The following is a 12,558-nucleotide window of genomic DNA, read 5'->3' as shown; positions in this document are numbered from 1 at the left end:
GACAGCGGCCGGGACGCGCCCCGCCGAGGGAGCGGCCGGGACGCGCCCCGCCGCGCGAGCAGTCGGGCGTCACGCGAGGGGCGGCACCACGCACTCGACCAGGAACGGCCCCGGCTCCGCCAGCCCCCGCTCCAGGAGCGAGGCGAACCCCTCCACGGTCGTGGCCCGCCCCGCGGAGACGCCCATCCCGCGCGCCAGCGCGACGAAGTCCAACTCGGGCCGCCCGAGGTCGAACAGCTCACGCCCCGCGGCCCCCACGGCGGCGCCCATCATCCCCTGTTCAAGGCCGAGGATCGCGTACGCGCGGTTGCTGAAGACGACGGTCGTGACGTCGAGCCCCTCCCGCGCCTGCGTCCACAGCGCGGGCAGCGTGTACATCGCGGCCCCGTCGGCGACGAGCGCGAGAACGGGCCGCTCGGGCCGCGCCACGGCCGCGCCCACGGCGAGCGGCAGCCCCTGTCCGAGCGCCCCGCCGGTGAGCGTCAGCCAGTCGTGCGGCGGCGCCCCGGCGGTCGCGCCGGGCAGCCAGAGCCCGGACGTGTTGGACTCGTCCACGACGACGGCGCCCTGCGGCAGCAGCGCCCCCACCACGGCGGCAGCGGTCTCCGCGGTGAGCTCTCCGCCGGGCACCCGGGGCCGCCCCGCCTCCTGCGCCGTGGGAGCGGCGGCGGCGCCGCCCACGGCGGCGGCCAGCTCCCGCAGGGCCACGCCCACGTCCTGCCCCGTGCCGCCGAGCTCGCGGACCTCGCACCCGTCGGGTACGACGACTCCGCTCTGCCCGGGGTACGCGAAGAACGGCACCGGCAGCGACGCCCCGGCGAGCACGAGATGGCGTACGCCGGAGAGCTGTCCGGCGGCGTCGGCCGTGCGGTAGCCGAGGCGCTCGACGGGCGGCAGGCCCGCACCCCGTTCGAGCCGCGCGGGAAACGTCTCGCACAGCAGCCGCGCCCCCGTCGCCCCCGCGACCTGCGCGGCGGCCCGCAGCCCGGCCCCGTGCGTGGCCGCGCCGCCGAGCAGCAGCGCGGCGGGCTCCCCGGACCGCAGCACCGCGGCGGCCTCCTCCAGGCCACGCTCGGACACGAACCCGTGCGGGACGGCGGCCCGGCGCTGCGGAGCGGCGGGCTTCTCGGCCTCCGCCCAGGCCACGTCGGCGGGTACGACGAGCGTGGCGACGGCCCCGGGCGGCCCGGCCGCGGCCGCCACGGCGTCGGCGGCGTCCTCCGCGAGGTCCGCGGCGTCGTACGCGCGCCGCGTCCACGCGGACACCGTGCGGGCGAGCGCGGTGATGTCCGACTCCAGGGGCGCGTCGAGGCGTTTGTGCCGCAGCGCGTGGTCGCCGACGACGTTCACGACGGGCGTACCGGCCCGGCGCGCGTTGTGCAGGTTCGGCAGTCCGCCCGCGAGGCCGGGGCCGAGGTGCAGCAGCGTGCCGGCGGGGCGGCCGGTCATGCGGCCGTACCCGTCGGCGGCACCCGTCGCGACGCCTTCGAAGAGGCACAGGACCGGCCGCATCCGTGGCACGTCGTCGAGCGCGGTCACGATGTGCAGCTCGGACGTGCCCGGATTGGCGAAGCACACCTGGACTCCGGCCTCCACAAGGCCGCTGATGAGGGACTGGGCTCCGTTCGGCATGGCCGCAAGTCTCATCTGAGACACCCCTCCAGCGTCAGCCGCATTCCAGCCAGGCCCCACACCTGCTGACCGAGACGCCCGGACCGTGGCAGGCACACGCCCGGAGCAGGCCGAGGTGCAGTCCGCGGGCCCGTCGGATGTCCTGGAGTCGCCCCTCGAAGGCCCCTGCCCGAAGGCGAGTCATGCGACTGCGCACCGGATTCGTCATCACCGCGGCCGTGGCGGCCTCCCTGGCCGGACGTCGACCGGATCCTGAAGAGGCTGCTACCCGATGCCCTGCGGACAGACTGCGGGAAATGCACTCCCGTGCAACGCTACGCCGCAATCAGGTTCATCGAGTACACCTTCTCAAGCCGCCCCGCCGAATGGGCACAGCTCTCCGCCAAGTACGACCCGGAGGGGGTGTACTGGACCGCGCGCCAGTGGCTTCGACGCCGAATTCCAGAGGGCGAGTGGGCCGGATGGGCAGCGCTTGACGACGAGCGCGACCGGCGGTCCCCTCCTGCCTCGGCGGCGTCCCGGACGACTCACCGATACGACTTCGGCGGGCTCGCCTTCCAGGCACGGTCGAGGGAGTCGTCCCACGTGCCGTCCCGGTCGAAGCTGGCGGCCCGGCAGCCACGGGACATGGGTGCCGCGGCGCTGTGGCGCCAGGCCGCGTCCCCGATCCGGGCGATGGCGTGGCCGCAGTGCCGGCAGGCCGTGCTGCCCATGAGCTCATCGGCCAGCCGCTCGAATTGCGCGGTGCGGTCCGCCACCATCTCCGTGACGCCCCGCAGCACCTCATCGGCGCTGGAGGCCCCCGCCTTTCCGATGATCTCGCGCACGAGTGCCGCCGCCTCGATCGCGACGTCGGCCCGCCGTGCGGCGTCGACCAGGCTCCGCGCGCCGTCGCTGCCCGGTGCCTTGCGCACGGTCCGTTCCGCCAGCTCGGCCGACGGACGGCTCGACACCCTCGGCCGGTCGTCACCGGCCTCGTGCTCCGCACCCCCGTCCCGCAGGCGCCTGCGGGCCACTTCGAAGGCCCACGCCTCGGTGGACGCCTTCTTGGGGACGTTGAAGTGCGTGCTGGTCGCCGAGTCCATCACCGTGTGGAACTCCTCCATCAACGCGCCCCAGTGGTATCCGCCGGCGAAGTCCTCAGGACACCAGCCGTAGTGACGCACGAGTTCGTCACGGACCCGGTCGAAGTGACGCAGGCTCTTCCGCACCGGCCCGGACGTCTCGACGCGGAGGCCGAGGCGTTCCATCGTCGCCAGCGTCTCCGGCTCCACCCCCTCCCACTTCATGTGGCCGTCGCGCTCACAGGCGTAGTCGACCCAGGACCAGAACGCCTCGGCGTCCGCGACGTCGGGCGCCTCGCGATGGTGGCGAGAACAGAGGAGGGCGAAGTTGCGCACGTCGTTGGACCCGCCGAGTGACTCCGGGACCACATGCGCCCGCTCCACCGGCGCCTGCCAGCAGATCAGGCAGATCGGCTCGTCGAGGCCGAGGTAGTCGGCGATGGCCTGGACCGGGGGTCTTGACCGCCGCTGGTCGGGGTGACTGTCCCGGTTGCGCACACCCAACTCCCGGTGGTCGTAGGCATGCTCACGATCGGGGTCTCGTATCGTCAGAACCCGAGGTATGTCCTCACGTTGTGGTTGGGGGTTCTTCCCCTGCCGGAGCGGCGTACTGATCTCCGTGAGGTAGGGGCCGAGGAACCCCGGCAGGAAGTCGCACATGATCTCCCGCGCGTCCGCGTCGTAGTCGCCGTCCGCGTCGCGGTGCCCCTGAACGTCGAGGTAGAGATGGCGGGGAGCGCCGGGGCTCGTCTCCGCGGCCTTCTTGAGGATCGCGAAGAGCCGGGTGGCGCACTTGGCGAAGTCCTCTTCGACCCGCATGTCGTGATAGAGCGCGATCCCCTTCGGCTCCGCACCGCCTTCCGCCCCCTCAAGAGGCGCCGCACCCCCGGCCCGGCCCGCACGCCGCCCCGCCCTCGACTTCCGTGAGCTGTCGTCCATGGCCGCACAGTAGACGCCACCTCCGACAGCCACCCTCCCCGTCCGACCACACCCCTGCCGCTGCCGGAACGGGCTCGTCCCGTACGAGGTCCAGGCGGGGGGTGAACGTCGCCGAGCGTGGAAATCTCTGTCAACGCCCGGTACCACTCGCCGGGCCACACCATGACGCGCTACGGCAGGCGCCGCGCCGAGGGAGCCAAGAAGACGGCCGCGTCCAGCGCGGCCCGGATCGGGCTCGCACCCCTGGCCCGGCGAGGAAACTTTCCGGACCGTTGATCACGTCGCTGCCCAGACACGAAGAAGGCCCCTCGAGAGGGGCCTTCTTGCTGGTGTCCGAGGGGGGAATTGAACTCTCCTCTCGGGCACCAGCTCATTTGCTTGTTGACCTGCGGGAATGCATCCTCCGTGCCCCCTTAGGACTTGCGGAGGTTGGTCACCCTCACCTGCTGTTTCTGCCCGTTCTCGGCCGCTGTTGGTCATGCGTTGGTCACGTGACCACGACCCCTGTCAGCATCCCGGGGAGCGCCTACCGCGCCACGGGTGCAGCCCGCGACCACAGCTCCTCAGCATGCTCGGCGAACCTGTCGAACATCCCGCCATCACCCTGGCGGCGCAGATGCAGCAGGGGCGAGTCATGGCCCACGAGACGCGCCAGGTGAGGGGTCACGAGGGCTTCACGGTCGAAGCGGAACACGGACAGCGACACGTGGTTCACTGCATCCTCGGCAGCACTGAACCGCTTCTCCAGCCCGTCCAGTAACCCCAGTTTCTCCAGCTCCCCAAGGGTGATCTTGATACGCGTCGAGACGCTCAGCGTCACGTCCTCGATGGCCTCACGCTGACGCGTCACCTCTCCTTCGGGATCACCGAGGAGGAAGCGCACCCGGCAGCCGCTGTCCGCCTTCCGGCGCAGTGTGTCAGCGAACGCGGGGACCTGAGTGAAGAAGAAGTAGTTCGTATAGCCCGCCAGGAAGATGTCAGTCGCCGCTGAGTCGATGAGCTCAGCCCAGACGGTCGACGGGCACGCGGATCGATACGGGTAGCTGTTGATGATCTCTCGATCGTTGCCGGTCTTGATCCGGTCCTTCACCACTTGCGGCCACAGCATCTCTTCGTCCACTCCAAGCGCGTGTGCGGCGTCCTCACGGTTCCGAGCGTGCGGGGTCAGTTCCGCGTCTGCGAGCCATCGTTCCACTTGCTTGATCGATACGCCGACCCGGTACGCGAGTTTGCGTGGGGACATGCCCGCGTCGTCCAGAGCCGATCGAAGCGCGACATTCACTGTCAACCCCCTCGGTGAGGACGTTTGGGCCTTCTCGAACCGTAGCGCCGAACGTCTCAACTGTCTCTGACAGAGGGGGAGATACGTCCGTCCGGGGAAACCAGCATCGCCTCATGAGCAGCAGAGAAGACGCGACGTACGAGCTGGCATCTCGGGTTCAGACCAGGCTGTCCGCCGCCCTGGAGGCGGAGGGAATCGAACTCCGCTCCCTGCGAGTCGACACGGCCGGAGTGGTTCCTCTGATCGACCTCGGCATGGTCAACATCGCCACCGCCGAGCGACTCGCCAAGGCGCTGGAAGGGCGGAGGGTTCCCACATGAGCGACGACAGCAAGAAGCCGAAGGGTGATCCGCGCGACCTGTCGGAGAAGGTCAAGAAGGCCAACGACCAGAGCAGAAAGGGCGGCGGTCGCCGCTAAGGGGAGGAAACCGATGCCCCGGCGGGCGCACCCCCAAGTACAGCCCGCTGGGGCGTCCCATCCAATCGCGTTGGAGGACACATGCAGGCAAGCACGCCCCCTAAGCGGGAGGCAACACCTGTCAGGGAACTGATCAGTGCGGAGGGCTTCGCCGCCATTACGGCGACCGTGATCGACAACAATCAGGAACTGGATCAGACCACGGCTGAACAGATCGTCGAGGAAGCGCTCAAGTTTGTGGTCACGTGCGCCACCCGCCCGGAGGAGCGACTCAGGCCGTCCCGCGTTGTGGACGAGGGTTGGCACGCCCTCATTCTGCACACAGCCACATACGCGGAACTGTGCAGGAGCCTCGGACGGTTCGTGCACCACACACCTGAGCGGCCGGACCCCACACGGCACAGCCCGGATGAACTGCACCGGACTCAGATCATGATCGTGAAGGCCGGATACGACGTGGAACGGACCTTGTGGCGAGCACCGACCGATGGGCGGGTTCCGGTAGCCGCGCAGTGCGAGCACACACCGAAGAGCTGTGCGTCCTGCTTCGACGGCGGCGGAAACGGAGACGGAAAGCACAACTAGCCACCCTGGACCCCGGTGGCCCCCTACTCTCCAAATGAGAGCTAGGAGGAGCAGCATGGAGTGGATCAACCCCAGGTACGCGGCAGCGGCTGAACTCCTGGCCACGATACGAGCGGACGCCCCAGGCCGAGGAATGCGGCGCTGCGGGATGTGTTCCGGCTACCGCGCTCAGGTGCTCATCAAGGACGGATCCCTGTACGCGGTCCCCTGTGCCTGGTGCCGCACCGCTGGGATCCGTCCCGACCGTCGTCGCCGTCACGCGTAGCCGCCCATGCCCGGCAACAGCAAGGCCCCCACTCCTCAACTGGTGGGGGCCTTGTACTGCGTTTCGTTGATTGGTTAGAGCAGTGCCAGGAACGGATTGGCGGCGTCGACGGGCCCCGGCCGCTGCTTCACCGGTTGCGGCTCCGGGGCCGGGGTGGGTGCCGGGCGGTAGACGTCCATCGAAACCACTTCCGGTACCTCCACAGCACGGGCCTCGACTGTCTCAGGTTCCGGGCAGGGATCATCGTCTGAACTGTCGCCACCGAGTGAGAAGACGACGGCCGGTCGGCCGACCCCGTTGCGTTCGTGTGTGACGACGATGCCGGGCAGGGCCTTGACCTCAGCGGCCGATGCTCCGACGTACGGCAGGAGCTGTGAGGAGCGGGCGGAACCGCCGAACAGTTCCAGTCGGGCGCGTACCTTCTCCCCGAGGCTGAGCGGCTGACGCTTGCTGGCCTTGCCCCCGCTGCCCGTGGCGATCGCTTCCACGGCCCCCATTGCGTAGGTGACCAGGCAGGCCGCTGCATGCAGGTCCTCGCAAGTGATCTCGCGCCGCAGGTCGAAGAGCGCGAAGAGGGCAGCGACGCGACGCACCTGCTCATTGCAGCGAGCAGCGAACGGCTTGAGATCTTCCGACTCCCGGGCCTTGCCCAACAGGTCGTGCCGGATCGCGTCGGCCACGTCGTAAGCATCCTGAGCGAGCGTGACCGTGTCGACCCGTTGCCCGTACCGCAGGGCCTTGGCGAAGTGCTCACCGGCTTCCGGGATCAGGTGGGCAGGCATGCGCTCCCGCTCGCTGAGCCACCGGACCTGAGAGACGGGCAGGGTCAGCAAGGGCAGACCCAACACCTGGGGTGTCCGTACGCCCCTTCACCTAGACCCAGCTACAGGCAAGAAGGAGCGCTATTGGATAGGTCGCGAGTACAAGACCAAAACCGAAGCGGAAAAGGCACTTCGTCAGTGGCACAGCGATCACGAGGCGGGAGCGCTCACGCCTCGGTCGGACATGACCACGGGGCAACTCATGGACTCATGGCTCGCCAAACACCGGGGCGAGCACACCACCAGGGAAGGTTACGAGCCGAAGATCCGGCTGCACATCAAGCCCCATATAGGAACGGTGAAGGTGGTGGAGGTGACAGGCGAGCGCCTGGATGAGTTGTACCGGTTCCTGGAGGCCAAGCCCATTGAGGCCAACGGCAACAAGCCCCTGGGCCCCAAGAGCGTCCGCCACGTCCACAACATCATCTCGGCCGCCCTGGACTCCGTCACCGGCCCCAGGAAGCTCCTGACGGTCAATCCGGCCCACACCGCCAACCCGCCCACGGAGCGACAGATCAAGGCGGCTCAGCCGGACTTTCCGACGCTCAATGATCAGGAGACGGCGCAGTTCCTGAGCCAGATATGGGAGCCGTGCGGCAACCGGGCCTGTGACGGACTGTCCCATCACTGCCTGCGGGATGCTCCGCTGTGGACCTCGTACGCGGCCACCTCGTGCCGCCGCAGCGAAACCCTGGGCTGGATGTGGGACCTCATCCACTGGGACGACTGCGCCATCGAACTGGCCTGGGTCGTGGTCGAAGAAGGCAACACCTACAGGCTGCGCAAGCTCACCAAGGACGGAGACGACAACGCCATCATCTACGTCGACCAAGCCCTGATGAACGTCCTCAAATGGCAGCAGGAGCGCCAGCAAGCCGAGAAGGAACGACTCGGCCCCCTGTGGGTGGATCACGGCCTGGTGTTCGCCCGCGACGGATTCAAGCTCCAGAAGGGGCGCACGGCGGGCGGGCCGCAGGATCCGGAGAAGGTCTCTGCCCGCTGGCGTACGACCCGTGCGCGGATGAAGCTGCCGGACGACTTCCGGCTGCACGACTGGCGGGCGTCGAAGATCACAAACGATCTCGACAACCACGAGAACCCGGTGGAGGTCTCCGCCAACGCCCGGCACCACTCACCGGGCTACACCATGACCCGCTACGGCAGGCGTCGTGCCGAGGGAGCCAAGAAGCTGGCCGCTTCCAGCGCTACCCGTATCGGCCTGTCATCCCTGGTCTGACCAGGGAACTCTCTGGGCCGTTGGTCACGTGGTTGGTCACGCCACCGCCCAGAAAAGCAGAAAACCCCTGATGAACAGGGGTCTCAGCTGGTGTCCGAGGGGGGACTTGAACCCCCACGCCCGATAAAGGGCACTAGCACCTCAAGCTAGCGCGTCTGCCATTCCGCCACCCGGACCGGTGGTCTGTCGCGGTTTCCCGCGGCGACGTGGAAAACCATAGCAAACATTCGGGGGTGCCTGATCACGCAGGTCATGGGCGTGAACGGCGTATGACGAGCGCCGCCCGCCCTTGGGCCCTGACGGTCGGCGCGGGAGGATGGGAGGGACCGAGAGTGCGACAGCGGGAGGAACAGCGTGAGCGAGCCGACCACGGGCGGCAGGGTGGCGGGGGCCGTGTCCGGTGAGGACGAGGTCGTCGACCTCTGCCGGGACCTGATCCGCATGGACACCAGCAACTACGGCGACCACTCGGGGCCGGGGGAGCGCAAGGCCGCCGAGTACGTCGCGGAGAAGCTCGCGGAGGTGGGCCTCGAACCGCGGATCTTCGAGTCGCACCCGGGGCGCGCCTCCACGGTGGCCCGCATCGAGGGCGAGGACCCGTCGCGGCCCGCGCTGCTCATCCACGGCCACACCGACGTCGTCCCCGCCAACGCCCAGGACTGGACGCACCACCCCTTCTCCGGGGAGATCGCCGACGGCTGCCTGTGGGGCCGGGGCGCCGTCGACATGAAGGACATGGACGCGATGACCCTCGCGGTCGTGCGCGACCGGCTGCGCAGCGGCCGCAAGCCGCCCCGGGACATCGTGCTCGCCTTCCTCGCCGACGAGGAGGCGGGCGGCACGTACGGGGCGCGGTACCTGGTGGACAACCACCCGGACCTCTTCGAGGGCGTGACCGAGGCGATCAGCGAGGTCGGCGGCTTCTCCTTCACCGTCAACGAGAAGCTGCGGCTGTATCTCGTGGAGACGGCCCAAAAGGGCATGCACTGGATGAAGCTGACCGTGGACGGCACCGCGGGCCACGGCTCGATGATCCACAAGGACAACGCGATCACGGAGCTGTCCGAGGCCGTCGGACGGCTCGGGCGGCACAAGTTCCCGATCCGCGTCACCAAGACGCTGCGGCACTTCCTCGACGAGCTGGGCGACGCCCTCGGCACCGAGCTCGACCCGGAGAACATGGACGAGACGCTCGCCAAGCTCGGCGGCATCGCCAAGCTGATCGGCGCCTCGCTCCAGAACACCGCGAACCCGACCCAGCTCGGCGCCGGGTACAAGGTCAACGTGATCCCCGGGCAGGCCACCGCGCACGTCGACGGACGCTTCCTGCCGGGGTACGAGGAGGAGTTCCTGGCCGATCTGGACCGGATCCTCGGGCCGAACGTCAGGCGTGAGGACGTGCACGCGGACAAGGCCCTGGAGACCACCTTCGACGGCGCCCTGGTGGACGCCATGCAGCTGGCGCTCCAGGCCGAGGACCCCATCGCCCGCGCCGTCCCGTACATGCTCTCGGCCGGTACGGACGCCAAGTCCTTCGACGACCTCGGCATCCGCGGCTTCGGCTTCGCGCCGCTCAAGCTGCCGCCGGAGCTGGACTTCGCGGGCATGTTCCACGGCGTGGACGAGCGGGTACCGGTGGATGGCCTGAAGTTCGGCGTGCGCGTGCTCGACCGGTTCATCGACGCGTCGTAACGGGCGCGGCCGTCGTCCCGTTTATCCAGTCAATAAGCCGAAACGAAACTCCAATAATCGGCTGCGCGTGCGTATTGGACTGAAAAGAGTGAAAGCAGTCCGGCGCTCGTAGCCGTCCTATGGCCTCCTCGTTACAGGTGGTGCGGTCCGCGGCTGGGACCGCATTGCCAACTAGGAGGAACAATGATCAAGAAGGTTGTCGCCGCCGCGGTTGCCACCGGCGGCCTGGTGCTCGCCGGTGCGGGCGTCGCCGCTGCCGACGCCGGCGCGCAGGGCGCCGCCGTGCACTCCCCGGGCGTCGCCTCCGGCAACGTCGTGCAGATCCCCGTGCACGTGCCGGTGAACGCCTGCGGCAACACCATCTCGGTGATCGGCTTGCTCAACCCCGCCTTCGGCAACTACTGCGTCAACAAGTGACGTTGCTGTGCCTCGCCCCTTGAGGGGGGCGCCACCCCAATGAGGGTCTGAGTCCATCGGCCCCGGAGTGCGTGCCATGCACTCCGGGGCCGCGGGCATTGAGCGCACGGCGCGACGAGGCCCGTGCGCATTTCCGGAAGCTAAGGCAGGGAAAGCAATGCGACAGGTCACGCGCAAAGGGTTGATCACCGCGGCGGCCGCCGGTGGCGTACTCGCGGTCACCAGCGGCTACGCCCACGCCGACTCGAATGCGAATGGTGCCAGTTCGAATTCCCCCGGGGTCCTTTCGGGCAATTCGGTGCAGGTGCCCGTACACGCTCCCGTGAACGCGTGCGGAAACACCGTGAACGTGGTGGGGGCGCTGAATCCCGCGATCGGCAACAGCTGTACGAACTCGTCCGGCTCGCCAGGACACGGCGGCGGTCACGGCGGCGGTCACGGCGGCGGCTACGGCGACGGACACGGCGGTGGCTACGGGGAGCAGCCCTCGGGGGGCGGCTCGTCGGCCCACGGCGGTACGCACGACTCGCCCGGCATCGGCTCCGGCAACACCGTGCAGGCGCCGGTGTACGCCCCGGTGAACGTCTGCGGCAACAGCGTCACCATCGGCGGCGCGGGCAACGCCGTCACGGGCAACGACTGCGCGAACGAGGGGGGCGGCGGTACGACGCAGCCGGGCCACCCCGGCAACCCCGACCAGCCCGGGGGGCCGGTGAAGCCCGACCACCCGGGGAAGCCGGACCAGCCCGGTAAGCCGGACCAGCCCGGTAAGCCGGACCAGCCCGGAAAGCCCGGTCAGCCGGGGGGACCGGTGAAGCCCGACCACCCCGGACAGCCCAGTCACCCGGGGAAGCCTGGTCAGCCCGGAAAGCCCGGCCACCCCGGGCAGCCGGAAGGACCCGTCAAGCCCGACCGACCGGGCGGACCCGGTCACCCCGGCGCGGACGTCCCGGCCCACCCCGGCACGCCGCACTCCGTCGACACCCCGAACCTGCCGGACGCCCAGGTCCTCACCCCGCCCGAGGGCAAGGACCAGCTGGCCGAGACGGGCAGCCCCCTGTCGGCGGGCATCGCCCTGCCGATGGGCGCGGGCATGCTGCTCGCGGGCTCGGTCCTGTACCGCAAGGCACGTGCCTGAGGTGGTGTGAGCAGGGAGAGGGCCCCGCGATCGCGGGGCCCTCTCCCTGCTCACACCACCCGCCCGTGACGGCTCACCAAGTGGCCCTTGCCTGGCGGATGATGCGCCGTCGCAGCCGCACCCGCCGACTGCCGTCGGCGTGCAGGCTGAGGCGGTCCAACTCCCAGTGTCCGTACTCTGCGTGGTCCGTCAGGAGACGTGTGGCTTCCTTGCGGGAGACCCCGCGGGGAACGTACACATCGACAAATTCGTATTCCGGCATCGCATCTATTGTGCGGGCACGGGCCCGGTACGGATAGCGTCTGCACTATGTCTGATGCTGCGCAGCCCACCGCTGCCGAGGTACGCGCCGCCGCCGAGGCGGTCAAGACCGCGCTCGACCGCCATCTCGCCGCGGTCGAACGCAGGTCGGGCGAGGACGATCCGGACGTCTACGACGCGTTCAACGAGCTGGCCGCCGCCGCCGAGGCCTACGACGAGCTGCTCTACGACCGCTACGACGAGGTCACCCCCTTCGAGATCCCCGGCGGGGAGGACAGCCTGCCGCCGTACCAGGGCCCCGCGGAGCCGACCGCCCTGAGCGTGCTGATCCGGCGCGACTACGCGGTGGCGGAGCCGCAGCGACTCCTCGCCCAGGCCGCGCGCGTCGAGGCCGCGGACGAGGACGCGACGGACGACGACCGCCAGGCGGGCACGCTGCCCGGCGCCATCGGCCTGCTCTTCGGCGAGTTCGAAGCAGACGAAATCGCCTCCCGGCACAAGGAGTTCGGCCTGGAGGAGGGCGACTCCACGCTGTGGGTGACGGCCCTGGACGAGCCCGCCGAGGCGGGCGAGTGGCTGGAGGCCCCCTTCGACCAGAGCGACCCCCAGCGGGTCGTGTGCCGCTTCGACGTCAGCGCGGTCTTCGACGACGAGCCGGACGGCCTGGAGGACGCCGACGACGGTTCGGATCCGGCCGATCCCGACCTGGACGGCGAGCTCGACTACGACCCGGACGAGGTCGTGGCGCTCGACGACGTGGAGGTCGTCGACCGCAAGCGCGGCGAGCCCGCCTGAGGGCTGTGCCGG

13 protein-coding genes and 1 tRNA gene are annotated in these 12,558 nt (G+C 69.6%); 8 read left to right on the top strand and 6 right to left on the bottom strand.

Annotated elements, in window-relative coordinates:
• Positions 1 to 69: 69 nt before the first annotated feature.
• Positions 70 to 1,632: an acetolactate synthase large subunit gene (locus MQV74_RS09790; RefSeq protein WP_242715888.1), complete on the bottom strand. Its 1,563-nt coding sequence runs from the start codon at positions 1,630 to 1,632 to the stop codon at positions 70 to 72.
• Positions 1,633 to 2,159: 527 nt separating this feature from the next.
• The gene (locus MQV74_RS09785; protein ID WP_242715886.1) at positions 2,160 to 3,635 is read right to left on the bottom strand and encodes an HNH endonuclease; all 1,476 of its coding nucleotides are present in this window, start codon (positions 3,633 to 3,635) and stop codon (positions 2,160 to 2,162) included.
• A 117-nt stretch (positions 3,636 to 3,752) separates the two neighbouring features.
• Between MQV74_RS09785 and MQV74_RS09780 the strand changes: the two genes are divergently transcribed.
• Positions 3,753 to 3,911: a hypothetical protein gene (locus tag MQV74_RS09780; RefSeq protein WP_242715878.1), complete on the top strand. Its 159-nt coding sequence runs from the start codon at positions 3,753 to 3,755 to the stop codon at positions 3,909 to 3,911.
• Positions 3,912 to 4,161: 250 nt separating this feature from the next.
• Here MQV74_RS09780 and MQV74_RS09775 read toward each other — a convergent pair whose 3' ends face one another.
• Positions 4,162 to 4,917, bottom strand: a complete 756-nt coding sequence (locus MQV74_RS09775; protein ID WP_242715876.1) for an XRE family transcriptional regulator — start codon at positions 4,915 to 4,917, stop codon at positions 4,162 to 4,164.
• A gap of 113 nt (positions 4,918 to 5,030) precedes the next feature.
• Here MQV74_RS09775 and MQV74_RS09770 point away from each other — a divergent pair, with 113 nt between their 5' ends.
• A complete protein-coding gene (locus MQV74_RS09770; RefSeq protein ID WP_242715873.1) occupies positions 5,031 to 5,237 on the top strand; it encodes a hypothetical protein in 207 nt (68 codons plus the stop codon).
• A 179-nt stretch (positions 5,238 to 5,416) separates the two neighbouring features.
• On the top strand, positions 5,417 to 5,920 hold the full coding sequence (locus MQV74_RS09765) for a glycine-rich domain-containing protein (protein ID WP_242715871.1): 504 nt from the start codon (positions 5,417 to 5,419) through the stop codon (positions 5,918 to 5,920).
• Between the two features lie 339 nt (positions 5,921 to 6,259).
• Here MQV74_RS09765 and MQV74_RS09760 read toward each other — a convergent pair whose 3' ends face one another.
• Positions 6,260 to 7,018 carry a DUF3987 domain-containing protein gene (locus MQV74_RS09760; protein WP_242715869.1) on the bottom strand — a complete coding sequence of 253 codons (759 nt, stop codon included), beginning with the start codon at positions 7,016 to 7,018 and terminating at the stop codon, positions 6,260 to 6,262.
• Positions 7,019 to 7,208: 190 nt separating this feature from the next.
• Here MQV74_RS09760 and MQV74_RS09755 point away from each other — a divergent pair, with 190 nt between their 5' ends.
• On the top strand, positions 7,209 to 8,243 hold the full coding sequence (locus tag MQV74_RS09755) for a hypothetical protein (protein WP_242715867.1): 1,035 nt from the start codon (positions 7,209 to 7,211) through the stop codon (positions 8,241 to 8,243).
• 88 nt (positions 8,244 to 8,331) lie between these two features.
• Here the strand turns inward: MQV74_RS09755 and MQV74_RS09750 are convergent.
• Positions 8,332 to 8,419, bottom strand: a tRNA-Leu gene (locus MQV74_RS09750).
• Positions 8,420 to 8,597: 178 nt separating this feature from the next.
• Here MQV74_RS09750 and MQV74_RS09745 point away from each other — a divergent pair.
• The 3 genes from MQV74_RS09745 (at position 8,598) to MQV74_RS09735 (ending at position 11,490) form a co-directional block, all read left to right on the top strand.
• Complete coding sequence (locus MQV74_RS09745; RefSeq protein ID WP_242715865.1) at positions 8,598 to 9,935, top strand: M20/M25/M40 family metallo-hydrolase; 1,338 nt, start codon at positions 8,598 to 8,600, stop codon at positions 9,933 to 9,935.
• 183 nt (positions 9,936 to 10,118) lie between these two features.
• The gene (gene chpH / locus MQV74_RS09740) at positions 10,119 to 10,352 is read left to right on the top strand and encodes a chaplin ChpH (RefSeq protein ID WP_242715863.1); all 234 of its coding nucleotides are present in this window, start codon (positions 10,119 to 10,121) and stop codon (positions 10,350 to 10,352) included.
• A 157-nt stretch (positions 10,353 to 10,509) separates the two neighbouring features.
• Complete coding sequence (locus tag MQV74_RS09735) at positions 10,510 to 11,490, top strand: chaplin (RefSeq protein WP_242715861.1); 981 nt, start codon at positions 10,510 to 10,512, stop codon at positions 11,488 to 11,490.
• A gap of 73 nt (positions 11,491 to 11,563) precedes the next feature.
• Here MQV74_RS09735 and MQV74_RS09730 read toward each other — a convergent pair whose 3' ends face one another.
• Positions 11,564 to 11,752, bottom strand: a complete 189-nt coding sequence (locus MQV74_RS09730) for a DUF5703 family protein (RefSeq protein WP_138958767.1) — start codon at positions 11,750 to 11,752, stop codon at positions 11,564 to 11,566.
• A 47-nt stretch (positions 11,753 to 11,799) separates the two neighbouring features.
• Here MQV74_RS09730 and MQV74_RS09725 point away from each other — a divergent pair, with 47 nt between their 5' ends.
• On the top strand, positions 11,800 to 12,546 hold the full coding sequence (locus MQV74_RS09725) for a hypothetical protein (RefSeq protein WP_242715860.1): 747 nt from the start codon (positions 11,800 to 11,802) through the stop codon (positions 12,544 to 12,546).
• The last annotated feature ends 12 nt before the right edge of the window (positions 12,547 to 12,558 follow it).

This window comes from Streptomyces sp. AN091965 (assembly GCF_022698285.1).
Classification (GTDB): domain Bacteria; phylum Actinomycetota; class Actinomycetes; order Streptomycetales; family Streptomycetaceae; genus Streptomyces.
The sequence above is the reverse complement of the archived record's forward strand: the minus strand, read 5'-3'. Positions and strand labels throughout refer to the sequence as shown.